Annotated in this window: 20 protein-coding genes; 19 read left to right on the top strand and 1 reads right to left on the bottom strand. The window is 44.2% G+C overall.

What is annotated here, in order from left to right; genetic code table 11:
- Positions 1 to 176 precede the first annotated feature (176 nt).
- From NQ550_RS02605 to holA, 8 genes are all read left to right on the top strand, one after another.
- The gene (locus tag NQ550_RS02605; RefSeq protein WP_025578528.1) at positions 177 to 1,628 is read left to right on the top strand and encodes a sensor histidine kinase; all 1,452 of its coding nucleotides are present in this window, start codon (positions 177 to 179) and stop codon (positions 1,626 to 1,628) included.
- Positions 1,629 to 1,639: 11 nt separating this feature from the next.
- The gene (locus tag NQ550_RS02610; protein ID WP_025578526.1) at positions 1,640 to 2,581 is read left to right on the top strand and encodes a GerMN domain-containing protein; all 942 of its coding nucleotides are present in this window, start codon (positions 1,640 to 1,642) and stop codon (positions 2,579 to 2,581) included.
- A gap of 28 nt (positions 2,582 to 2,609) precedes the next feature.
- A complete protein-coding gene (locus NQ550_RS02615; RefSeq protein WP_029676940.1) occupies positions 2,610 to 4,907 on the top strand; it encodes a DNA internalization-related competence protein ComEC/Rec2 in 2,298 nt (765 codons plus the stop codon).
- Between the two features lie 177 nt (positions 4,908 to 5,084).
- The gene (locus NQ550_RS02620) at positions 5,085 to 6,374 is read left to right on the top strand and encodes an L-aspartate oxidase (RefSeq protein ID WP_025578522.1); all 1,290 of its coding nucleotides are present in this window, start codon (positions 5,085 to 5,087) and stop codon (positions 6,372 to 6,374) included.
- On the top strand, positions 6,367 to 7,218 hold the full coding sequence (gene nadC / locus NQ550_RS02625; RefSeq protein ID WP_022380105.1) for a carboxylating nicotinate-nucleotide diphosphorylase: 852 nt from the start codon (positions 6,367 to 6,369) through the stop codon (positions 7,216 to 7,218). The genes NQ550_RS02620 and nadC overlap by 8 nt, the downstream gene beginning before the upstream one ends.
- 53 nt (positions 7,219 to 7,271) lie before the next feature.
- Positions 7,272 to 7,841: a transcription repressor NadR gene (locus NQ550_RS02630; RefSeq protein WP_259839168.1), complete on the top strand. Its 570-nt coding sequence runs from the start codon at positions 7,272 to 7,274 to the stop codon at positions 7,839 to 7,841.
- Positions 7,842 to 7,860: 19 nt separating this feature from the next.
- Positions 7,861 to 8,778: a quinolinate synthase NadA gene (gene nadA / locus NQ550_RS02635; protein ID WP_025578518.1), complete on the top strand. Its 918-nt coding sequence runs from the start codon at positions 7,861 to 7,863 to the stop codon at positions 8,776 to 8,778.
- 173 nt (positions 8,779 to 8,951) lie between these two features.
- Positions 8,952 to 9,938: a DNA polymerase III subunit delta gene (holA, locus tag NQ550_RS02640; RefSeq protein ID WP_025578516.1), complete on the top strand. Its 987-nt coding sequence runs from the start codon at positions 8,952 to 8,954 to the stop codon at positions 9,936 to 9,938.
- Between the two features lie 122 nt (positions 9,939 to 10,060).
- On the opposite strand, the gene rpsT is transcribed toward holA, so the two are convergent.
- Positions 10,061 to 10,324: a 30S ribosomal protein S20 gene (rpsT, locus tag NQ550_RS02645; RefSeq protein WP_025578515.1), complete on the bottom strand. Its 264-nt coding sequence runs from the start codon at positions 10,322 to 10,324 to the stop codon at positions 10,061 to 10,063.
- A gap of 217 nt (positions 10,325 to 10,541) precedes the next feature.
- Between rpsT and gpr the strand changes: the two genes are divergently transcribed.
- The 11 genes from gpr (at position 10,542) to NQ550_RS02700 (ending at position 25,569) form a co-directional block, all read left to right on the top strand.
- Complete coding sequence (gene gpr / locus NQ550_RS02650) at positions 10,542 to 11,456, top strand: GPR endopeptidase (RefSeq protein ID WP_025578514.1); 915 nt, start codon at positions 10,542 to 10,544, stop codon at positions 11,454 to 11,456.
- 36 nt (positions 11,457 to 11,492) lie between these two features.
- On the top strand, positions 11,493 to 12,839 hold the full coding sequence (locus NQ550_RS02655) for a stage II sporulation protein P (protein ID WP_242833573.1): 1,347 nt from the start codon (positions 11,493 to 11,495) through the stop codon (positions 12,837 to 12,839).
- 233 nt (positions 12,840 to 13,072) lie between these two features.
- Positions 13,073 to 14,881, top strand: a complete 1,809-nt coding sequence (gene lepA / locus NQ550_RS02660) for a translation elongation factor 4 (protein ID WP_025578511.1) — start codon at positions 13,073 to 13,075, stop codon at positions 14,879 to 14,881.
- Between the two features lie 113 nt (positions 14,882 to 14,994).
- Complete coding sequence (locus tag NQ550_RS02665; protein ID WP_055057600.1) at positions 14,995 to 15,312, top strand: hypothetical protein; 318 nt, start codon at positions 14,995 to 14,997, stop codon at positions 15,310 to 15,312.
- Positions 15,313 to 15,341: 29 nt separating this feature from the next.
- Positions 15,342 to 16,484, top strand: a complete 1,143-nt coding sequence (gene hemW / locus NQ550_RS02670; protein WP_025578509.1) for a radical SAM family heme chaperone HemW — start codon at positions 15,342 to 15,344, stop codon at positions 16,482 to 16,484.
- 160 nt (positions 16,485 to 16,644) lie between these two features.
- Complete coding sequence (gene uvrA, locus NQ550_RS02675) at positions 16,645 to 19,485, top strand: excinuclease ABC subunit UvrA (protein ID WP_022380114.1); 2,841 nt, start codon at positions 16,645 to 16,647, stop codon at positions 19,483 to 19,485.
- 253 nt (positions 19,486 to 19,738) lie between these two features.
- Entirely contained in the window at positions 19,739 to 20,728 is a 990-nt protein-coding gene (mreB, locus tag NQ550_RS02680; protein ID WP_008706145.1) for a rod shape-determining protein, read from the top strand.
- Between the two features lie 78 nt (positions 20,729 to 20,806).
- Complete coding sequence (recD2, locus tag NQ550_RS02685) at positions 20,807 to 23,071, top strand: SF1B family DNA helicase RecD2 (RefSeq protein WP_025578507.1); 2,265 nt, start codon at positions 20,807 to 20,809, stop codon at positions 23,069 to 23,071.
- Between the two features lie 121 nt (positions 23,072 to 23,192).
- A complete protein-coding gene (locus NQ550_RS02690) occupies positions 23,193 to 23,897 on the top strand; it encodes a ComF family protein (RefSeq protein ID WP_025578505.1) in 705 nt (234 codons plus the stop codon).
- A 143-nt stretch (positions 23,898 to 24,040) separates the two neighbouring features.
- Positions 24,041 to 24,475, top strand: a complete 435-nt coding sequence (locus NQ550_RS02695; RefSeq protein WP_008706141.1) for a hypothetical protein — start codon at positions 24,041 to 24,043, stop codon at positions 24,473 to 24,475.
- Positions 24,472 to 25,569: a hypothetical protein gene (locus NQ550_RS02700; RefSeq protein ID WP_025578502.1), complete on the top strand. Its 1,098-nt coding sequence runs from the start codon at positions 24,472 to 24,474 to the stop codon at positions 25,567 to 25,569. Before NQ550_RS02695 ends, NQ550_RS02700 begins: the two co-directional genes overlap by 4 nt.
- The last annotated feature ends 140 nt before the right edge of the window (positions 25,570 to 25,709 follow it).

Consider the following 25,709-nt stretch of genomic DNA (forward strand, 5'->3'; position numbering starts at 1 on the left):
AATAAAAGAGTGATTGAGGTAATATTTCCTGAGATATGTCTTGCGCATTGATTGCTGCAAAAAATAAATTACTTTTCGCTAAGATGTAGAAAAGCCCATTTTTCTGTGATAAGATGATAAGGATTCGATAAACAATGACTGTTTTACGAACAGACAGAAAGCATGCATCAAACTGCATGACAGAAGAGAACGGAGTTGAAAAGGTGAAAAAAAGAAAAAATTTTTTCAGAAGTCTGCGTTTTCGTATTCTGATCATCCTGATCATTCTGGGAATCGTGCCGGGGGTTATTGTAACATATACGATGCTTCATAACTATCAGAACCGGGCGGTTGCAATGCTTACAGAGACAGTGGGTGATCAGTGCGATATTTTATGTAATCTGATCATCAGGGAGAATTATCTCAATGATACAGATTCAGAGGTTGTAAACAGCAAGCTGGAACTGTTTTCCAATGTGTATAACGGACGTATCCTGTTGGCTGACAGAGATTTTAAGATAGTGAGTGATACCTTCCACACAGAGGAGGGAAAGACGCTTCTCAGTTCACTGGCTGTAGCCTGTCTGAAAGGAGAAGAGACAAGCAATTATGACGCCAGAAGTAAAGTACTGGAGCTTGCAGTTCCTGTACAGAGTCCGGATGTGCAGCAGCTTCAGGGCGTGATGCTGGTAAGTGTTTCGGCTGTTGATATTGCGGAAACACTGGCAGAGATGGAACAGAGAGGCGTGATGCTGATTGGAAGTATTGTTGTTCTTTCAGTATTTCTGGCATGGCTGCTCTCTACAATACTTGTAAAACCACTTGCAAGAGTGACGAAGGCCATTGAAGACCTGACAGATGGCATGCTGGATGAAGAGATCAGTGTTCCTGACTATACGGAGACAGAGCTGATCACAGATGCATTCAACAAGATGGTCAACCGCATGAAAATTCTTGATGAATCCAGGCAGGAGTTTGTATCCAATGTGTCCCATGAACTGAAGACACCCCTGACTTCCATGAAGGTTCTGGCAGATTCTCTGGTTGGACAGCAGGGCGTCCCGGAGGAACTGTATCAGGAGTTTATGAGTGATATTACTGCTGAGATCGACAGAGAGAATAAGATCATTACAGATCTGCTCTCGCTGGTAAAGATGGATAAGAAAGCAGCAGATGTAAACATCACCCATATGGATATCAATCAGCTTCTGGAGGATATCCTCAAGCGCTTGCGTCCCATTGCAGACAGGCGCAATATCGATCTGATCCTGGATTGCTTCCGACCTGTGGATGCAGATGTGGATGAGGTGAAGTTTACTCTTGCTGTCAGCAATCTGGTGGAGAATGGCATTAAATATAATGTGGATGATGGATGGGTGCGCGTGTCACTGGATGCAGACCATAAATATTTCTATATAACAGTGGCGGATTCCGGTATGGGAATCCCTGAGGACAGTATAGAGAGAATCTTTGAGCGTTTCTATCGTGTGGACAAGTCCCATTCCAAGGAAATCGGGGGAACCGGTCTGGGACTGGCGATCACCAAGAGTTCTGTTGCAATGCACCATGGAACGATCAAAGTATTCAGTAAAGAAGGAGAGGGAACTACATTCTCTGTGCGTATTCCTCTGTCTTATATACCGTCATAGGAGGTGCCATTGTGAAAAAGAAACTTTCAATCATTATAACAGCGTTAATACTAAGCATCCTTGCGGCCGGGTGTTCTGTGGAGATACATGAAGATCCGGGTAAACAGGATGCCAAATATTATCTGTACGATATCAGCTCTGATGAAACTCAGCTTCAGAAGAAAAGCTACTCTCCGGAGGAGACAACTGCAGACTATATGCTTAAGGATATGATGCAGCGGATGAACAGCCAGCAGACAGATTCGCAGAACCGGGTCAGTCTGCTTCCTGAAGGAGTACAGATGAATTACAGTGTAGAAGAGGACGTGCTGGTGGTCAACTTTAACAGTCAGTACAGCAGCATGAGCCGCGCCAGGGAATTACTTGTGCGGGCAGGTGTTGTGAAGACTTTCCTTCAGGTTCCGGGGATTAATTCTGTGCGTTTTACAATAGAAAATGAAGATCTGACAGATTCCAGGGGACAGGCTGTGGGAAATATGACTGCAGATACCTTTGCCGAGTTCACAGGAACTGAACCGGATGCCTATTGCAGCAATACCTTTACGCTTTATTTTACTGATAAGAGTGGTCAGAAGCTGGTAAAAGAACAGCGTACTGTGCGGTATAAACGCAGTATCCCCAAAGAGAGGATCGTTCTGGAACAGTTAATGAAGGGACCGCTGGAAAAAGGGCATTACCCCACAATTCCGGAGAATACGGAGGTTCTGAATGTGACCATAGCAGACAGGATCTGCTATGTGGCATTTGACGGAGTATTTTCTTCCTATGCGCTGGATGTATCGGAGAAAATACCGGTATATTCTGTGGTAAATTCGCTGCTGGATGGGCTGGATGCAGACAAAGTGCAGATTACGGTCGGCGGGAAGGACAGGCTGGATACCTTTGGTAAGAAGATGGAGCTGTATCATTTTTATGAAAGAAATGATAAGCTGGTAGTCAAGGAAAAAGAGTGATATTCATAAACGAAGAGGAGGCACAAAAGTGAGGAGACGCCCTGTGTGTATCCTGTGCATGCTTCTGGTTGTTTTTCTGTGTGTGACAGACTGGCTGGGATTTTCCCTGATAAGGGGGAATCCACTGCCACAGTCTGTGCAGACATGGATCAGAAAGCATCCGGAATCCACCATCTGCGGGGAGGTGGTCAGGTGCCGGGAGAATGAAGATTTTCAATCTGTATATCTTAGAAATACTTATCTTATTTACAATTCTGAAAAAGTTTCCATTGATAATATAAAGGTTTATTTAAAACAAAAAAAGAATCATAGCGGTAACAGTGATGTTGATAAACTTCTGGCAGGAAGTCTTGTTCTGGTGTCCGGAAAACTGGAAGAGGTGCAAAGCCCCACGAATCCGGGAGAGTTTGACAGTAAAGCATACTATGGCTGCCAGAGGATCTATTATGTGATGAAGAAAGGAAAGATAAAGAAGCAGTCGCAGAGTCATTCTGTATATGGGCAGTTCCTGATCGATATGCAGCAGAAATTTGCAGGTATTCTGGAGAAGACCTGTGGAATGGAAGCTGGAGCGTTTGAAGCAATCGTGCTGGGAGATAAAACAAATCTGGATCCGGAGTTGAAAATGCGTTATCAGATGGCAGGAATTATACATATCCTGGCGATTTCGGGGCTCCATATCAGTCTTCTTGGAATGGGACTGTATAATCTGCTGAAAAAAATCGGTCTGGGTATCTGGCCGGCAGGCCTGCTGGCGCTGGTGATCATGCTTCAGTATGGGATGATGACAGGAGGGACTGTTTCAACTATGCGGGCAGTATGTATGTTTTTACTTTCTGTAGGTGCAAAGATCGCAGGACGGATTTATGATATGCCTACAGGAATGGCGGCTGCGGCGATCCTGATTCTTATGGAAAATCCGGCGTATCTGCTTGATGGAGGTTTTCTGCTGTCTTTTGGATCGGTGATTGGGATTGGCTGTGTCTGGCCAATGGTGCAAGAGGGGATGGATGTATTAAACCGGAAAAAACGAAGTAAGGTTAATGAGAAGGGAAAAATCAGAAATAAACTTCTGATGTCATTTCTGGCATCCGGAGTTGTGCAGCTTACCACACTTCCCATAGTGCTGTGGTTTTACGGAGAAGTGTCGGTGATGGGGATTTTTCTGAATCTGCTGGTGTTTCCTACTGTGGGGATTGTACTGGGAAGCGGAACTGCCGGTGCATTACTTGGATTAGTCACTGTCAGAGGAGCGTTTCTGGCTGTTGTTCCGGGCAGGATTATTCTGAGAGGCTATGAGCTCCTGACAGTGCTGCTGGGGCGACTTTCGTTTTGTACATGGATTGGCGGAAAGCCGGAAGTGTGGCAGATCGTTGGATATTATCTGGTTCTGGCAACAGCGGTGTGGATGTACAGAGCGGGTGTGATGAAAAGTGAAAATGGTAAGATCTTTGCGTGGAAAATCCGGGCTGTATATGCAGGTATGGTATGCTTTGCAATTCTGCTGATCAGTTACAGACCGCATGAAAATTTCCGCATCGCCTGTCTGGATGTGGGACAGGGAGACGGAATTGTGGTGGAAATAGAAAACAGATGGAATATCCTGATCGACGGGGGCAGTACGAATAAGAATGAACTGGGAAAATATCAGCTGCTCCCATACTTGAAGAGCAGAGGGATTTCCAGACTGGACGGAATTTATGTTTCTCACACAGATGAAGATCATATCAGCGGGGTGCGGGAACTTCTGGAATTTGTTGAGAAAGATCTGACTTCTCTGCGCATAGAGAATCTGATCCTGCCCAAATGGAGCGATATTCAGGAGAATAAAAATTATCGGGAGCTGACAGAGCTGGCAGAGTCAGCGGGAGTCCGGGTGCTTACTGTGAAAGCAGGAGATGAGATCAGATATGGAACTGTCAGACTGAAGGTTCTGTGGCCGGAGTCCACAGCATCAGGGAAGGAAGTAAATGAAGATGCGATGGTTCTGGAAATGATAAGCAAAGATTTCAAAGGGCTTTTTACCGGAGATATCGGGATGGTGACAGAAGAAAAACTGATACAGAATGGGTGTCTTGAAGATGTGGACTTCCTGAAAACTGCTCATCACGGTTCCAGATATTCTACAGGAGCAGAGTTTCTGGAAATCGTCAGACCGGAGCTGGCTGTTGTTTCCTGTTCTGCAACAAACACATACGGGCATCCGTCGCCGGATACGCTGGAACGGCTGAAGAAGAGTGGAAGCAGAGTGCTGATCACCAGAGACTGTGGGGCGGTTACAATAGTCAATGGGAAATCTGTTTCTGCCTTTAACCGAATCAAGTAAGACCCCTGTGGAGATGTGAAAAGCAATAAGCAGTAGGATTTTCAAAGTGGTTACGTTCACAGTAACTCAAAGCAAACAATGTTGTCATGATTATATACAGGTGTCTTGACACCTGTATATCCGGGGAGTATAATTGCACAGACAAACGAAAATCAGGCATGATGTGAGGAAAGAAAGATGAAAGAACATTATGATGTCATTATTGTGGGAACAGGGGCAGCCGGACTGTACTGTGCACTGAACCTTCCGGAGAAAATGAAAATCCTGCTTATCACCAAGCAGGAGGCAGACCAGTCAGATTCATTCCTGGCACAGGGCGGAATCTGTATGCTGCGCGGCGAAGATGACTATGAAAATTATTTTGAAGATACCATGCGGGCAGGACATTATGAGAATAATAAACGGGCAGTAGATCTGATGATCCGCAGCTCCAATGATATTATCAGAGATCTTCTGCGTTATCATGTGGATTTTGCAAGGGATGGTCTGGGAAATCTGGCATTTACCAGAGAGGGAGCACATTCCCAGCCAAGAATTCTTTTTCATGAGGATATTACAGGAAAAGAAATCACACAGACTCTCTTAACTGCTGCAAAAATAAAAGAAAATATTGAAATTTGTGAATATATGACTATGGTAGACCTGATCTCCAAAGACAATACAGTCTGCGGAATCATTGCAATGGACCGGAATGACCAGGCATTTCCTGTTTATTCTCAGTATGTGGTTCTTGCCTGCGGCGGAATCGGCGGGCTTTTTAAAAACTCTACCAACTTTTCGCATATTGCGGGAGATGGTGTGGGGATTGCAATGAAGCACCATGTGGAAATGGAAAATCTGGACTATATCCAGATTCATCCGACAACTCTCTATTCAAAGAAACCCGGACGGCGTTTCCTGGTTTCAGAATCAGTCAGAGGAGAAGGTGCTCTTCTGTATGATAAGAACGGACAGCGTTTTACAAACGAATTACAGCCGAGAGATCTGCTGAGCCAGAAAATTTTTGCCCAGATGGAAAAGGATGGAACAGAGTTTGTATGGGAAGATATGCGTCCTCTGGGAGAGAAAACAATTCTGGAACATTTTCCTCATATTTATGAACAATGCGTGGAAGAAGGTTTTGATCCGAGAAAAGAGCCAATCCCGGTTGTTCCGGCACAGCATTATTTTATGGGTGGAATCAAGGTAAATCTGGGAAGCAAAACTTCCATGAAGGGACTTTATGCCTGTGGAGAGACAAGCTGTAATGGCGTCCATGGAAGAAACCGTCTGGCAAGTAATTCTCTTCTGGAATCTCTGGTCTTTGCAAGAAAGGCTGCAGATGATATGATATTTGGACAGACACCGGAATATGTGCGGGCAGATGCAATTGATATGAATATGTATGAAAGCAGAGAAGAACTGCTTAATGCCTGCCACGAAACCGTATTAAAAGAGATTGAAAGGATGAAAAAAAGTCATGAATAGTATTACAATGAAAATGCAGGCAGACAAGCTGATCCGTATGGCGCTTCAGGAGGACATTACCAGTGAGGATGTTTCCACGAATGCAGTGATGCGAAGCGCAGTAAAAGGAACCGTAGATCTGATCGCAAAGGAAGACGGAATCATTGCCGGACTGGATGTATATGCGAGAGTATTCCAGATTCTGGATGAGAAAACAGAGATCAGTTTCAACTTTAAAGACGGTGAGGCAGTAAAGAAGGGCGATCTTCTTGGAACAGTAACAGGAGATATCCGGGTGCTTCTTTCCGGAGAGAGAGTTGCCCTGAATTATCTCCAGAGAATGAGTGGTATCGCTACTTATACAAAACAGGTTTCAAAGCTTCTGGAAGGAAGTAAGGTAACACTTCTGGACACCAGAAAGACAACTCCGAACTGTCGTGTTTTTGAAAAATATGCTGTACGTATAGGCGGCGGATGCAACCACAGATATAATCTTTCTGACGGAGTACTGCTTAAGGATAATCATATCGGAGCAGCCGGAAGCGTAGCGAAAGCAGTGGCCATGGCAAAAGAATATGCACCATTTGTCCGTAAGATCGAGATTGAAGTAGAGACTATGGAACAGGTAAAAGAAGCAGTAGAAGCAGGAGCAGATATCATTATGCTTGACAATATGACACCGGAAATGATGAAAGAAGCAGTAGAGCTTATCGCAGGCCGGGCACAGACAGAATGCTCCGGAAATATCACAAAGGAAAATATCGCCAAAATCCTGGAAACAGGTGTGGATTTTGTTTCCAGCGGTGCACTGACACATTCTGCTCCAATCCTTGACATTTCCATGAAGAATCTTCATGCAATATAATAACATGGCAGCGAAGCTGTTTTGCAGCGGATAATTTGCTATAGGATTATATCGTGGAGAAAGGATGGGAAAGTATGAATACTGCTCAGAGAAGAACTGAAATTTTAAAGCTCCTTCAGCAGGAAGAAAAACCTGTGGCTGCCAGGGCGATGGCATCACAGTTCGGAGTAAGCAGACAGGTGATCGTGCAGGATATGGCTGTGATACGTGCATCTACACCGGGAATCCTGTCAACGACCAGAGGATATGTGTTGCAGCAGGATAAATATATTGCATGTACCAGGGAATTTAAAGTACGCCATGGGCAGGAACAGGCAGCGGAGGAACTGAATCTGATTGTGGACTGTGGCGGGCGGGTGAAAAATATCAGCATCAGCCACAGGGTTTATGGCCGTGTCACAGCAGAAATGGATATTCGTTCCAGACAGGATGTGAATGAATTTGTCCAGGCGATCAACAACAGCCATTCCAGTGTATTAAGCAGTGCTACTTCCGGGTATCATTATCATCTGATAGAAGCATCCAGCCAGGAAAGGCTGGATCTGATCGGAGAACAGTTAAAGAAAGCAGGTTTCCTTGCACCACTTCAGCCATGGGAAAAGGAAAAACATCATAATATATAAGTAAGAAGGGATTCAGAAGATGACAATAGCAGAAATTCAGCAGGAAATCCTGCGAATGAAAAAAGAACAGGATATCTGTATTCTTGCACACGCATATCAGGGTCAGGAGATTCTGGAAGTAGCAGACTATACAGGAGATTCCTATGGCCTGAGTGTACAGGCGTCCAAAAGAGACTGCAGCGGTGTGATTATGTGCGGCGTTCGTTTTATGGCAGAAACCTGCAAGATTTTAAGCCCGAAGAAGAGAGTATGGCTTGCTAATCCTGTAGCCGGATGTCCCATGGCAGAGCAGTTGGATCTGGAAGGTCTGCGTGAATTAAAAGCACAGTATCCGGATTATGCAGTTGTCGCCTATATTAATACAACTTCAGAACTGAAAACAGAATGTGACGTATGCGTTACGTCCTCATCAGCAGTTGAAATCTGCAAAAAGCTGGAGCAGGATAAGATTTTATTTATTCCGGATCCGAACCTGGGACACTACGTGGCAGAGAAGCTCCCGGAGAAAACTTTTGCATTTTACAAGGGCGGATGTCCGAGACATATCGTGGTCAGTGCAAAAGATGTAGAAAAAGCCCGCGCAGCGCATCCGGATGCACTTTTCCTGGTACACCCGGAATGCCGTCAGGAAGTAGTAGAGCAGGCTGATTATGTAGGCTCCACTACAGGAATCATGGAATTTGCAAAGAAATCTGAACATAAAGAATTTATCATCGGAACAGAAAACAGCATTGTAGAGCATCTTCAGTTTGAATGTCCTGATAAGAAATTTTACCCGGTTGCAGTACAGCTTACATGCATGAATATGAAGGTTACCACCTTAATGGACATCTACAACTGCCTGAAAGGACAGGGCGGGGAAGAAATCCTCCTTCCGGAAAATATCATGGAAGGCGCCGGAAGATGCATTCACAGAATGGTGGAGCTGGGCGGCTGAATAATAATCTGAAATTTTCTGCTGGCTATTATGTCATGGAATTGATACAATAAAAGTAACGTTACTGAGAACAGTAACAAAGTAACTGCTCTGCAGTCTGATATCTTGGTATCTGTGAATAGAACAACAGATTGCTGAACAGTTACAGACAAAACAGCCTCAGGAGTAGAAAATTGAAAAACATACAGGCAGACATTAAATCAGGAAATTTTAAACAGGTGTATCTTCTCTATGGAGAGGAAGCATATCTGAAACAACAGTATAAACAGAATCTGGTAAAGGCACTGAATCCGGATGGGGATACTATGAACTTCAATCACTATGAAGGCAAGGGGATTGATGTAAAACAGTTGATCGACCTCTGTGAAACCATGCCATTTTTCGCAGAGCGCAGAGTTGTTTTGCTGGAAGATACAGGTTTTTTCAAAAATAAGTGTGAGGAACTGGCAGATTATATGAAAGAGCTGCCGGACTATCTGTATCTGGTTTTTGCAGAAACGGAAGTAGACAAGAGAAACCGCATGTACAAAGCAGTAAAAGCCTGCGGAAGTATTGCGGAATTTATCAGACAGGATGAAAAAACTCTGATGCGCTGGGCAGCAGGGATCCTGGGGAAAGCCGGAAAAAAGATCACCCAGAGAGACATGGAACTTCTGCTGACCAAAACAGGAACTGATATGGGGAATCTCAGGATGGAGATGGAGAAGCTTATCAGTTATACAGAAGGCAGGGATGTGGTGACGGCAGAGGATATTGAAGAAATCTGCACTACCCAGACAACCAATAGAATTTTTGATATGGTGCGTGCGGTAACGGAGAAAAACCAGAAGCGTGCACTGGAACTTTATTATGACCTGCTGACATTGAAAGAACCGCCGATGAGAATCCTGTTTCTTCTTGCGAAGCAGTATCGCCAGCTGCTGTTGGCAAAACAGTTTGCAGCAGCAGGACTTGCACAGACAGAAATAGCCTCAAAACTGGGAGTGCCCGGGTTTGTTGTGAAAAATATCACAACATGTGCCAGAGCCTATACTATATCAGAATTGGAACAGGCAGTAAAAGATTTTGTGGATGCGGAAGAATCAGTAAAAACAGGGCGACTGGAAGATAAGCTGAGCGTAGAATTACTGATCATTAAGTACAGCAGTAAAGTAAAATAGGAAAAACGGTAACTGCCGGATATTCTGGCAGTTACAAAAGATAATAACAAAAAAGACAGCCACATGACGGTGATGGCTGTCCTTTTTAATCATAAGCTTATAATTAAAAATTCAATCTATAATTAGTCAATGCTGTTAACAGCTTTAGCTAAACGGGCAACTTTTCTTGCACAGTTGTTTTTGTGATAAACACCTTTGGATGTAGCTTTGCTGATTGTGGAAACAGCATCCTTTAATGCTACTTCTGCAGCTGCCTTATCTTTATTTGCTACTGCTGCTTCAACTTTCTTCATAGAAGTTTTAACTGCAGATTTGATTGATTTGTTTCTTGCTGCTTTAGTTCTGTTTACTAAAATTCTTTTCTTAGCAGATTTAATGTTAGCCAATTCGTACACCTCCAATTTAATTCGATAAAATATTATTATACTCCTGTCATAGAAACAGACACGGGCGCTCCTATGAACATGCTTATATATATTATCTCAAATAATCTTCCTTGTCAATACATATTTCCATAAAAAAAGCTAAAAATAGATATAAAAAGTTGTTATAAGAACGGAGTAAACAGTAACAAATATTGAATGAAGTACGGAGGGAAAAGAGATGTTGGATAATTACGGAATAAGAACAGACCTGGCGCTGGAGGCAACCGAACGGTTTACAGAGGAAAACGTAGAAGTCCGGGGAGTGGAGATCCACGAAGATTATAACGAAGAGAAAGATATCCGTACCACTGTGGTAAAGATCACCACAGAAAACGGTGCCCGGACAATGGGACGGCCCCAGGGAAGCTATATTACGATAGAAGCTCCGGGGCTTTCTGTACATGATGAGGATTATCACAGAGAAATTTCCCTGGAAATCGCCCGTCATTTACAGAATGTGATCAATCTGGAACGTGAGCAGTCCATTCTGGTAGTAGGTCTGGGTAATTCAGCGATCACAGCCGATTCCCTGGGGCCTCATGTGGTAGAGAACCTTCATATAACGAGACATATGATAAGAGAGTATGGCCTGCAGAGTCTTGGAAAAGAAAAAATGCACCGTATCAGCGGAATTATCCCGGGAGTAATGGCGCAGACAGGGATGGAGACATCTGAGATCATACAGGGAATCGTGGCAGAGACAAAGCCGGACATAGTGATTGCCATTGATGCGCTGGCAGCAAGAAGCACCAGACGCCTGAACCGTACAATTCAGATCACAGATACAGGAATCAACCCGGGTTCCGGTGTAGGCAATCACAGAGTGGGGCTTACAGAAGAAAATCTGCAGGTAAAAGTGATCGGGATCGGAGTACCCACCGTAGTAGATGCGGCAACTATTGTCCATGATTCCATGGCACACCTTCTGGAAGCTCTGGAAGAGGCAGAACAGAAAGAATTTCTGGAAGAAATGATATCTCCTCATCTTCACACCATGTTTGTAACTCCCAAAGATGTGGATGAGACAGTAAAATACCTGAGCTTCACAATCTCAGAAGGACTGAACATGGCGTTTGAGGAAATAGGCGGCTGACCGGAAAATTGTTCCGTCAGTGTGAACAGGGTATAAATGGGAAAACATGGACATAGGATAAGTCAAGAGGTGATCCATGTGACAAACGTTCAGAAAGCGTTCTGCATTCTGCTTAGCATGTGCTTTTTTGCCACTCTGGCAGTATTGCCGGGGACATTTTTTACAGGAGAAAATGTGTACAGGCATCTGCCCCTGTACCGCTTTCTGGAAAAAAGAGCTCATATGAGTTCCTGTGAAGATATTGAAACTTATAAAAAAATAGCAGGAGAAAACGGAAAATATCTGGGAGAGCGTGCACGGTCCGAACAATTGCTGGCAGAAAAAGGTGAATCTGAAGAATTACAGACACCAGAATCTACACCGGTACCAGAAAAAACAGCAATCCCCTCAAAAACAGTAAAATCAGCGAAAATATCAGAGTCAGCGAAAATATCAGAATCAGAACAAACTTCAAAAAAATCAGACAAGACACCTAAACCGAAAAAGATAACTGCGTCACCGGAAAATCATGAAACGGACAAATCACAGAAGCCGCAAGAGTCAGCAGCGCAGAATGACCAAAATATTCAGAACAGCACAGAAACCATTGCTGCTGCAGTTCCTCATCCAATAATCGACCTGTCCCCCGAAAAACTGGCAGATTATAATTATCTTCTGGGACAATTCTATATCGTAGATTCCAACACAGAAGCAGATGCCGTACAGATCAATGCCGGGGATTTTCTGAAACAGGACTTAAAAATTACCAAAGAAACCGATATCCCTCAGATTCTGATCTATCACAGCCATTCGCAGGAAACCTTTGCAGATTCCAGAGAAGGGGAAGAATCCGACACGATTGTAGGAGTAGGAGATTATCTGACACAGCTTCTCACAGAAAACTACGGTTATCAGGTAGTCCATCTCAAAGAGCAGTTCGACATGGCAGGAGGTGAACTGGACCGCAGCGCCGCTTACGATTATGCCCGCGATTATCTGGAACCTTATCTTCAGGAAAACCCGGATATCCAGGTGATCATAGACCTACACCGGGACGGCATCCCCGAAGACCGCCATCTTGTAACAGAAATCAATGGAAAACCCACAGCCCAGATCCTTTTTTACAATGGACTGAGTTATACGACATCCAAAGGTTCCCTGGACTATCTGCCAAATCCCTACATACAGCAAAACCTGGCATTTTCCTTCCAGCTGGAATACCAGGCAGCCCAATACTATCCTCAATTTTACCGGGGAATTTACCTTGCAGGTTACCGCTACAATCTCCACCTCCGTCCCCGCTCCCTTCTTCTGGAAGCCGGAGCCCAGACCAACACTGTCCAGGAAGTAAAAAATGCCATGGAACCATTTGCCGACATCTTAGACAAGGTACTGCAAGGATAAATTCTATAGCAATTCCATAAAATAATGCAATCAAGACAGTTCAGCAGAGTGCGAAGGACAAGGAAGATACCTGCAGGCGTGCTGACGCACGGCAAAGATAATAATTACCAGGATGTTTCTGTGCGTCCCTGTAGATAAACAGATGACAAACCCTTGCTCCATATGCTATAATACAGAATTAGCAAACCCATCAATTACAGTATATAAGAAAGAACTCAGGAGGGAATTCCTTAATGATAGACCAGAGCAAAATCAGAAATTTCTGTATTATTGCACACATAGACCACGGCAAATCCACTCTTGCCGACCGAATCATCGAAATGACCGGCACTCTGACAGAACGTGAAATGCAGTCACAGGTACTGGACAACATGGAACTTGAAAGAGAACGTGGAATCACCATTAAATCTCAGGCAGTACGAATCGTATACAAAGCCAAAGACGGCGAAGAATACATCTTCAACCTGATCGACACCCCCGGCCATGTAGACTTCAATTACGAAGTATCCCGAAGCCTTGCAGCCTGCGACGGTGCAATCCTGGTAGTAGATGCAGCTCAGGGAATCGAAGCCCAGACATTGGCAAATGTATATCTTGCCCTTGACCATGACCTGGATGTCCTTCCGGTCATCAACAAAATCGACCTGCCAAGTGCAGAACCGGATCGTGTGGTAAATGAAATCGAAGATGTCATCGGCCTTGAAGCCCATGACGCACCAAGGATTTCTGCCAAAACAGGACTTAATGTAGAAGAAGTCCTGGAACAGATCGTAACAAAGATCCCGGCACCTCATGGCGATGTAGATGCACCATTAAAAGCCCTGATCTTTGACTCCATTTATGATGCATACAAAGGCGTTATCGTATTCTGCCGTGTCATGGATGGCCGTGTGAAAAGAGGCACCCAGATCCATATGATGGCAACTGGCTTCACCACAGAAGTTGTGGAAGTCGGATACTTTGGTGCAGGTCAGTTTATTCCATGTGAGGAACTGACAGCAGGCATGGTAGGATACATCACTGCGAGTATTAAAAACCTTGGTGACACTCGTGTAGGTGATACAGTTACAGATAAGGAAAGACCATGTGCAGAAGCACTTCCGGGCTATAAGAAAGTAAACCCTATGGTATACTGCGGATTATACCCGGCAGATGGTGCCAAATACGGTGATCTGAGAGATGCTCTTGAGAAGCTTCAGCTCAATGACGCCTCTCTGTTCTATGAACCGGAGACATCTGTAGCCCTTGGCTTTGGTTTCCGGTGTGGTTTTCTGGGATTGCTCCATCTTGAGATTATTCAGGAGCGTCTGGAAAGAGAATACAACCTTGATCTTGTGACTACAGCTCCCGGTGTTATTTACAAAGTACACAAAACTAACGGCGAAGTTATCAATCTGACAAACCCAAGCAATCTGCCGGATCCATCAGAGATTGAATACATGGAAGAACCAATGGTAAATGCCGAGATCATGGTAACAACTGAATTTATCGGTGCAATTATGGATCTTTGCCAGGAACGAAGAGGGCAGTATCTGGGAATGGATTATATGGAAGAAACACGTGCGCTTCTGAAATATAAGCTGCCGTTAAATGAGATTATCTATGATTTCTTTGATGCCCTCAAATCCCGCTCCAGAGGCTATGCTTCTCTGGATTACGAACTCTGCGGATATGAGCGCAGCGAGCTTGTGAAACTGGATATTCTGGTAAACAAAGAAGAAGTGGATGCTCTTTCCTTTATCGTACATGCAGATACAGCATATGAGAGAGGCCGTAAGATGTGCGAGAAATTAAAAGACGAGATTCCCCGCCAGCTTTTTGAGATTCCGATCCAGGCAGCTGTCGGAAGCAAGATTATTGCCAGAGAGACAGTCAGAGCCATGCGTAAGGATGTACTTGCCAAATGTTACGGCGGTGATATTTCCCGTAAGAAGAAACTTCTGGAGAAACAGAAGGAAGGTAAGAAACGTATGCGTCAGGTAGGCAATGTGGAGATTCCGCAGAAAGCATTTATGAGTGTATTGAAACTGGATGATAAATAAAGTATGAATGGTAACTGTGAAGGTACTGAACAGTTATCTGTGAATAGTGCTCATCTCAACAGAAGGTTAAAATATTGAAGAAAATGATTAAGCGAAAAACAGTTATACTATGTATGTTATTGCTTGGAATTTCTGTCTCCGGATGTGGGAAAACCAGGGAGGTAGATGAAGCGTCCTCCAAAGTGATCCAGATCAGTGTTGCGCCGGAAGAGACAAGTCCCACTCCGGCACCGGATCAGGTAGCTTCCGCAGCAGTTACTACCAATGGTAATCTGACAATGGTAAATACGTATCTGGCAGAGCAGGATGCAGCAGGTATCTCATCTGCGGAAAGTTCAGACAGCCAAAGTGATGCCGACAGTACAGATAACAGTGTCGACTCAGCAGATAACAATGAGCAAGACAGCAGTACATCAGATACTGAGGAATAGAAAACAGGTCATAACAGGAGCAGATTACAATGGAGAGAAGGAATATCACAGATTCTCCCATGGAAATCTATATCCACATTCCATTTTGCATAAAAAAATGTGATTACTGTGATTTCCTTTCCGGTCCGTCAGGTCCAAAGGAGCAGGCTGATTATGTAGATGCTCTGCTTGAAGAAATCAATGCAGCAGAAGAAGGAAAAGGAAGGAGTGTATCCTCTGTATTTATTGGAGGGGGCACTCCTTCTGTTTTGGATGAGAGATTCATAGGAGAAATTTTAAATCATATAAGACGAAAATTTCAGATTGCGGATCATGCTGAGATCACCATAGAAGTAAACCCGGGGACTGCAGACAGAAACAAACTGCAGGCATACAGAACATATGGAATCAACCGCCTGAGCATAGGTTTACAGTCGCCGGATGACAGAGAACTGAAGATCCTTGGAAGAATCCACAATTATGAGCAGTTTCTGGAGACTTACAGAAGTGCAAGAGAGGCAGGGTTCGACAATATCAATATTGATCTGATGAGTGCGATCCCGGATCAGACTTATGAAGGATGGATCCACAATCTTCGCACTGTTGCAGGACTGGATCCGGAACATATTTCCGCATACAGCCTGATCATTGAGGAGGGCACACCTTTTGCATCGCGGACGCTGAATTTGCCGGATGAAGATGCGGAGTACAATATGTATGAGGCAACAGCACAGATTCTGAGAGAATATGGCTTTGAGCAGTATGAGATTTCCAATTACGCAAAGAAAGGCAGAGAATGCAGGCATAACGTGGGTTATTGGATCCGACAGGATTATCTGGGGTTTGGCCTGGGAGCTTCCTCTCTTTATGGAAAGGAACGTTTTGCCAATACACAGGATATGAAAAAATATCTGGAAAACAGCAGAACACCGGAAAAAATAAGAGAAAAAGAGCCGCCCCTCACCAGAGAGGATGAGATGGCGGAGTTCATGTTTCTGGGACTTCGTATGACCAGAGGAATCTCAAAAGCTGAGTTTGAGCGACAGTTTGGCAGTGAAATAGATGCAATATACGGGGATGTTCTGAGAAAATATAAGTCAATGGGACTGCTTTTGGAAGAAAAAGGAAGGATTTTTCTGAGCAGAGAAGGAATCCATGTAAGCAATTCCGTTATGGCGGATTTTTTGCCGTAAACGCCTTGACGAACAAATGTTCCTGTATTATACTGATGCCATGAGGATTGCAGGGCAGCGAAACTGCGCACAATCCATGAATATCATAACATACGAAAAAGGTGTAACTGTCAAGGTAAGAAACAGTTATTATTTATAAATGAGAAACAGGAGGCCCACAATGGCAGCAGATACAACGAAGAAGCACTTTATCAGGATCAGAGGTGCCAATGTTAATAATCTTAAGAATTTAAGTGTGGATATTCCCAGAGACAAGTTTGTGGTATTTACAGGACTGAGTGGCTCCGGTAAATCTTCACTGGCTTTTGATACCATCTATGCAGAGGGACAGCGCCGTTATATGGAATCTCTCTCTTCCTATGCAAGACAGTTCCTGGGACAGATGGAGAAGCCGGATGTGGAGAGCATCGAAGGTCTGCCGCCGGCCATTTCCATTGATCAGAAATCTACCAACCGCAATCCCCGTTCCACAGTAGGAACAGTGACAGAAATCTATGATTATTTCCGACTTCTGTATGCCAGAGTGGGAATCCCTCATTGTCCGAAGTGCGGAAGAGAGATTAAGAAGCAGACAGTTGACCAGATGGTAGACAGTATCATGTCTTTTCCGGAGAGAACGAAGATCCAGCTTCTGGCTCCTGTTGTGCGGGGCCGCAAGGGAACTCATGCAAAGCTTCTGGAGCAGGCAAAGAGAAGCGGATATGTACGTGTGCAGATTGACGGAAACCTGTATGAGCTTTCTGAGGAGATCAGTCTGGACAAGAATATCAAGCATAATATAGAGATTGTGGTAGACCGTCTGATCGTGAAGCCCGGGATTGAGAAAAGACTCTCAGATTCCATTGAGACAGTGCTGGATCTGGCAGAGGGCCTTCTGATGGTAGATACTATGGATGGAAATATTCACAATTTCAGCCAGAGCTTTTCCTGCCCTGACTGCGGTATCAGTGTAGATGAGATCGAACCGAGAAGCTTTTCTTTCAATAATCCTTTTGGTGCCTGCCCGGATTGTCTGGGACTTGGGTATAAAATGGAATTTGATATTGATCTGATGATCCCGGATAGATCTCTGAGTATCCTGGATGGTGCCATTGTGGTCACAGGATGGCAGTCCTGCACAAATGAGGGAAGCTTTTCCAGGGCAATCCTGGATGCTCTTGCCAGAGAATATGATTTCAGCCTGGCAACACCTTTTGAGGAATATCCGGAGAAGATACAGGACATTCTGATCAACGGAACCAATGGGCATTCTGTAAAGGTTTACTATAAAGGGCAGCGCGGAGAGGGCGTTTACGATGTGGCGTTTCCGGGGCTGATCCGAAATGTGGAGCAGCGTTACAGAGAGACAGGCTCTGATGCCATGAAGCAGGAGTATGAATCTTTTATGCGCATTACTCCATGTAAAACCTGTAAAGGTCAGAGATTAAAGAAGGAATCACTGGCTGTGACTGTAGCGGATAAGAATATTTATGAGGTCACCAATCTTTCCATAGAGAAGCTGAAAGCCTTTCTTGCGGATATGCAGCTTTCCGAGCAGCAGCAGCTTATCGGCAGGCAGATTCTGAAGGAAATCAGGGCAAGAGTAAGTTTCCTGTCAGATGTAGGACTGGATTATCTTTCATTGGGACGTGCGACAGGAACTCTTTCCGGCGGCGAGGCGCAGAGAATCCGTCTGGCTACCCAGATCGGTTCCGGGCTGGTAGGAGTTGCCTATATTCTGGATGAACCAAGCATCGGACTGCATCAGAGGGATAATGACAGACTTCTTGGTTCTCTGATGAAGCTGCGTGATCTTGGAAACAGCCTGATCGTTGTAGAGCATGATGAAGATACCATGCGTGCCGCAGACTGTATTGTAGATATCGGACCCGGTGCAGGGGAGCATGGCGGACAACTGGTTGCCATGGGAACTGCAGAGGATCTGATGAAGAACGAGGATTCCATCACAGGAGCTTATCTGAGCGGGAAATTAAAAATTCCGGTACCTTTGGAGAGACGGAAGCCAACCGGTTTTCTTACTGTCAAGGGGGCGGCAGAGAATAATCTCAAGAATATTGATGTGAAGATACCTCTTGGGATCATGACCTGTATCACAGGAGTTTCGGGCTCAGGTAAGAGCTCTCTGATCAATGAGATTCTTTATAAACGCCTGGCAAGAGATCTGAACCGGGCAAGAGTGATCCCGGGAAAACATAAGGATATTCTGGGAACAGACCAACTGGATAAGGTTATCAATATTGACCAGTCACCTATTGGCCGTACTCCACGTTCCAATCCTGCGACTTATACCGGGGTATTTGACCAGATCAGAGATCTTTTTGCAGCAACAGCAGATGCCAAGGCAAAAGGATATAAGAAAGGACGATTCAGTTTTAATGTAAAGGGCGGAAGATGTGAAGCCTGCAGCGGTGACGGCATTATCAAGATTGAGATGCATTTCCTTCCGGACGTATATGTACCATGCGAGGTCTGCAAAGGTAAGAGATATAACAGAGAAACCCTGGAAGTAAAGTATAAGGATAAGAATATTTACGATGTGCTGAATATGACGGTGGAGGAAGCACTGACTTTTTTTGAGAATGTTCCTTCTATTAAAAGAAAGATACAGACTCTTTATGATGTAGGACTTTCCTATATCCGGCTGGGACAGCCGTCCACAGAGCTTTCCGGAGGAGAGGCACAGAGGATCAAGCTTGCCACAGAGCTGAGCAAGCGCAGCACAGGTAAGACTATCTACATTCTGGATGAGCCTACCACAGGTCTGCATTTTGCGGATGTGCATAAGCTGGTGGAGATTCTGAAACGATTATCGGAGGGCGGTAATACAGTAGTTGTGATCGAGCATAATCTGGATGTGATTAAGACCGCAGATTATATCATTGATATCGGACCGGAGGGCGGAGACAAAGGAGGTACCGTAGTTGCTCAGGGAACTCCTGAGGAGGTGGCACAGTCACCGGTTTCCTATACCGGAAAATATGTAAAGAAATATCTGAAATAATCTTGAAATCATATTGCAGGACTTTCTTTTTAAATGGAAGTTGTATATAATAGAAGAGATTATTTATAGCAATTCTCGTAAATAATATATTTTGATCCGGCTTATCAGGATGTGAAGCCCTGTTGGACTGTTTTGATCGCATTATTTTATGGAGTTGTTATAACTAAACCGGATAAGTCCCCGGTAGAGACTGTAAAAAGTAATGATCAGTTGAAGGGGATGAGGAGAACGTAAGAACAGAAAGGGGATTTCCATGCCGACAAGTGATATTGGAATTGACCTGGGAACCAGGAACAGTCTGGCTTATTCTACAGGAAAGGGGCTTGTGCTAAATGAGCCTTCGATCGTAGTTTATGATAAAAATACAGAGAAGATACGTGCGATCGGTGAAGAAGCCCGTCTGATGGAAGGGCGCATTACTTCAGATATGGAGATCATCCGTCCCATCAGACAGGGCGTGATCGTTGATTATACAGTTACAGAGAAGATGTTGAAATACTTTATATCCAGAGCAATAGGAAGAAGAGCTTTCCGCAAGCCCAGGATCAGTATCTGTGTTCCCAGTGGAATTACAGAGATTGAGAAAAAGGCAGTGGAGGAAGCAACCTATCAGGCTGGTGCCAGAGATGTCTATATGGTGGAGGAACCTATAGCTGCGGCAATCGGAGCCGGGGTGGATGTGACCAAGCCCTTTGGAAATCTGGTCGTAGACATTGGAGCCGGAACTTCGGATGTTGCGGTTATCTCTCTTGCGGGGGTTGTGGTTTCCGCTTCTGTGAAAGTTGCAGGGGACACTTTTAATCAGGCTATACTGAACTATGTGAGAAAGAATCATGGACTTTTTATCGGAGAAGATATGGCAGAGAAGATCAAAATTCAGATTGGTACGGCTATAGAGGAATCAAATCCGAGAACAATGGAAGTAAAGGGGAGAAATGTGATCACCGGTCTGCCGAAGACAGTGACACTTACCTCAGAAGAAATACGTGTGGCGTTAAAGGATGCTACAAGCCAGATTGTGGAGACTGTTCATGGAATTCTGGAAAAGACACCGCCGGAACTGGCTGCGGATATTGTAGACAGAGGAATCGTACTTACAGGCGGCGGTGCCCTTCTTCATGGGATGGATACACTGATCGAGCAGAGAACCGGAGTAAGTACACTGACTGTGCAGGATGCAATGAGCGTGGTCGCAGTGGGAACCGGTAAGTATGCAGAGGTAATGGCACGTTTTGACGGATAAAGCAGGAGGTACTGCACAGTGCAGTGCCTTTTTGCGTTGTCAGAGGATCAAAGAAGCAGGAGGTGTGGAGAAAAGCACATGAGTGAAACTGTCACAGGATACATAGATCATGTTATTTTCAGAAATGAAGATAACGGATATACAGTTATGGTACTGAAAGGTACAAAAAAAGAGGAAGAGCTGACCTGCGTGGGAAGTTTCCCTGCGATCACACAGGGGGCATCTATTGAAGCAACCGGAGTATATATCCATCATCCGGTATATGGCAAACAGTTTCAGATCAGTTCTTTTACAGAGAAGATGCCGGAGGATACATATGGAATAGAACGTTATCTGGGTTCGGGCGCCATCAGGGGAATCGGTGCTGCACTGGCTGCCAGGATCGTGCGGAAGTTTGGAGATGACACACTCCGTATCGTAGAAGAAGAGCCGGAGCGGCTTGCAGAGGTAAAGGGAATCAGTGAGAAAAAAGCCCGGGAGATCGCTGCGCAGGTAAGTGAGAAGGCAGAGATGCGAAAAGTAATGATCTTTCTGCAGAAATATGGGATTTCCCTGAACCTGGGCGCAAAGATTTATCAGAAATATAAGGAATCTGTCTATACGATCCTTCAGGAGAATCCTTACAGACTTGCGGAAGATATTTCCGGTGTGGGATTTAAGATTGCTGATGAGATTGCTGCCAGAGTCGGTATTCACGCAGACTCAGATTACAGAATCCGCAGCGGAATGCTGTATACTCTTCTGCAGGCTTCGGGAGAAGGACATACTTATCTTCCGAGGGAACAGTTATTTACAAGATGTGCCAGACTTCTGGGAGTGGATGAATCCTATATGGAGAAACACCTTATGGATATGGTTATTGACAGGAAGCTGGTGCTGAAAGAAAAAAGCGGAGAAACTATCGTTTATCCGGCACAGTATTATTATCTGGAACTGAACACTGCCAGGATGCTTAATGAACTGAATATTGTGTGTCCTGAGGATAAAGAGCTTGTCAGGCACAGAATTGAGCTGATCGAGAAAGAGACAGGAACTGTTCTGGATGAAATGCAGAAGAAAGCAATCACTGAAGCAGCGGATCATGGACTCTTTATTCTTACAGGAGGCCCCGGTACAGGTAAAACGACAACGATCAATGCGATCATCCGCTTTTTTGAGGGAGAAGGTGCAGAGATTCGGCTGGCTGCACCTACCGGACGTGCTGCAAAGAGAATGACAGAGACTACCGGATATGAGGCGCAGACAATTCACCGTCTGCTGGAACTGAATGGAATGCCGGAGGAAGAGAGGGACGGGCATTCAGCTAAATTCGAGAGGAATGCACAGAATCCGCTGGAGGCAGATGTGATCATTATTGATGAAATGTCTATGGTGGATATTCATCTGATGCATTCTCTTCTTCTTGCAGTGGTAGCAGGAACCAGACTGATCCTTGTGGGGGATGAGAATCAGCTTCCGAGTGTAGGCCCGGGCAATGTGCTGAGAGATATTATCCGAAGCAGATGTTTCCCTGTAGTGGAACTGACTAAGATATTCAGACAGGCATCAGAGAGTGATATTGTTGTAAATGCTCATAAGATAAATAAGGGAGAACAGGTTCAGATCAATAATAAGAGCAGGGATTTCTTTTTTCTGAAGAGATATGATGCAGATATCATTATAAGAGTAGTGATCGCGCTGATCCAGGAGAAACTGCCGCGCTATGTAGATGCCAAACCCTTTGAGATACAGGTACTGACACCTATGAGAAAGGGACTTCTGGGAGTAGAGCGGCTGAATCAGATCCTGCAGAGATACCTGAATCCGCCGGAAGACGGGAAATCCGAGAGGGCGGTTGGAGACCGGCTGTTCCGCACAGGGGACAAGGTCATGCAGATCAGAAATAATTATCAGATGGAATGGGAAATCCGGGGACGATATGGGGTTGTCATTGAGAAAGGCGTGGGAGTATTTAACGGAGACACCGGAATCCTCAGGGAAATCAATGAATTTGCTGAGACAGCAGAAGTGGAATTTGAGGATGGACGTTTTGCAATGTACTCGTTCAAACAGCTGGAGGAACTGGAACTTGCATATGCTATTACAATCCACAAGTCGCAGGGATCTGAGTATCCGGCAGTCATACTTCCATTGCTTTCCGGACCACAGATGCTTTTAAACAGGAACCTTCTTTATACCGCAGTTACCAGAGCAAGAAAATGTGTGACGGTTGTGGGAAACGAGGAGACCTTTGCAGAGATGATACGCAATGAAAAACAGCAGAAGAGATACAGTGCACTGGATGAACGGATCAGAGAACTGAGTGAGACTACAGGGGATAATAATACAGATGGTGAAGAATGATATTGCAGACTGTGATCTGATGACTGAATAATAACAGAAAAAAATTTATTCCGATAATATGAGAAAAACAGAAATACAGAGGATAGCAAAACAAAGAGTAAAATAGTGGAAGGAAATGGAAATGAAACGGTTTCTGAACATGGTTGCTGATATTTTTTACCCGAGATGCTGTCCGGTCTGTCAGAAAATACTGGCAGATCAGCGAAGGATGATCTGTCCGGAATGCGAGAAAGAACTTCGTCCGATTGGTCATCCCAGATGTTATAAATGTGGAAAACCCATAGAAACAGGGGAATACTGCAGAGACTGTCAGAAACACAGGCATGTGTATGAACAGGGAAGAGGGATTTTTGTCTATGATGGCATAATGAGAAGATCTGTTACCAGATATAAGTACTATGGATGCAGAGAATACGGTGATTTTTATGCCAGAGCAATGTATCGATATGCGCAGAAAGAATTGCGGGAATGGAAGCCGGATCTGATCGTGCCGGTTCCGGTACACAGGTCGAAGGAGCGGCAGAGAGGTTTTAATCAGGCTGCATATCTGGCGGAGAAACTCGGTCATTATACCGGGATTTCCACAGATGTCAATATTGTGCAGAAAGTTTTAAAGACAAAGTCGCAGAAAAAACTGAATGCTTTGCAGAGAAGAAAAAACCTGGAAAAAGCGTTCTGCGTGACCGGGGATGTCAGGGGAAAGAATATCCTGGTGATAGATGATGTGTATACAACAGGAAGTACGATCGATGCAATGGCCGGATGCCTGAAGAGAAAAGGTGCCGGAAATGTTTATTTTCTTACGGTTTGCATAGGCAGGAGATAAGAAAAAACACTTTTCATACATAATGATATATGTTACAATTAATCTGTATGATTATATGAATGATATCAGGTTGTTGCTGAGAACAGAGTGAACAGTAATAGCGGATTATAGCAAAAGGAAAAGCATACAGTAAGGAGTAATTTATGTTAAATGAAGAGAAGATAAAAATCATGAATAAACTTGCCATGTATGAACAGGGTGAAGGAAAGAAATATCTTCCGGTCAGCAGGTACTACCGTAGTGATTATATCGGACTTGCCATGATTAAGAATTTTTTCCTTGTTACGATTGGGTATTGCCTGATTCTGGCCGGTATCGCAGCATATTTTGCTGAATATCTGATAGATAATGTTCATAAGATGAACCTTGTTTCACTGGGCGTGGAAGTTATTCTGGGGTATGTGGCAGTGCTGGTACTGTTTTCTGTCCTGACATATATCCAATATACGGTGAAATACCATAAAGCAAAGAAAAGTGTGAAAAATTATTATGAAGAACTTACACAATTAAGTAAAATCTACGGTCGCGAAGATAAAAAATCTTCAGCCAGAGGAGTTACAGGAGGATATAAAAAATGACAGCATTACTCGAATTAAAACAGCGAATAAAGAATTTATACAGCCAGTATGAGATTTATATCCTGCCTGTCTTACGTTTTGTTCTGGCAATGGCTTATTTCATATGGATCAATACCAATATGGGATATATGAAGCAGATCGATAATATATTTATTGTTCTGATCCTTGCACTGATCTGTTCCATTCTTCCTTCGGGTGTAATGATTTTTGTAGGATTTGCCCTGATGGTCGCACATGGTTATGCACTGGGGATAGAAGTTGCAGGTTTTATGCTTGTGCTGATCCTGTTTATGGCAATTCTCTTCCTGAGATTCAGTTCAGACAATAATTTAGTACTTGTATTTACACCGCTTTCCTTTGGGTTCAGTGTTCCGACGCTTCTTCCTATCGGAAGCGGACTTTTGTGCAATGCGTTTTCTGCACTTCCTGCAGGCTGCGGAGTGATTATTTACTATTTTATCCGTTTTATACGTGTACAGCATAAACTTCTGGAAAACCCGGATGTTGCCATAGCTGACAAATTAAAACTTCTGACAGATGGAATCGTGCAGAACTGGGGAATGTGGATCACAGTGATTGCCTTTATCGCAGTGATTCTGCTGGTGAATCTGATACGTACCCGCTCTTTTGACTATGCATGGAGAATTGCCATTATTGCAGGTGGAGTTGTGTATGTTCTGATGATTATTGCAGGTGGATTTTATTTTAGACTGGATATTGATGTTGTTACGCTGATCATTTATACAGTGATCTCTGTGGTGATAGGATTACTTCTTGAATTCTTTGTATTTGGTGGTGACTATACCCGTACCGAGAGACTGGAATATGAGGATGATGAATATTATTATTATGTAAAAGCAGTGCCGAAAGCCTGTGTCACAACATCTGAAAGAAGTATAAAGAAGATTAACGGAAGTTCTGCAAAGGATGAAAGACCGGCACAGGATAACGTTGTTTCTTATGCGAATCCTATTTTTCATGGTGATGAGAAAGCAGTGACGACAGATGAGGCTGCAGCACCTGTAGAGAGAAAGAAAGATATTGACAGCGTGGATTTTGAGAAGAAACTGGAAGAATCATTAAAAAATCTGTAAAAAGCAGTTTCCGGTAACGATGAGACATACGAGCCAAAATTCCATTGCCGCAGGCAATCTGGAATGAATTTTGGCTACGTTACTGTGAACGGAGTGAACAGTAACACAAAATCCACTGAAAACATTTTCAACGATAAGAT

Origin of the sequence: Blautia wexlerae DSM 19850 (assembly GCF_025148125.1) — a bacterium.
Lineage (GTDB): Bacteria > Bacillota > Clostridia > Lachnospirales > Lachnospiraceae > Blautia_A > Blautia_A wexlerae.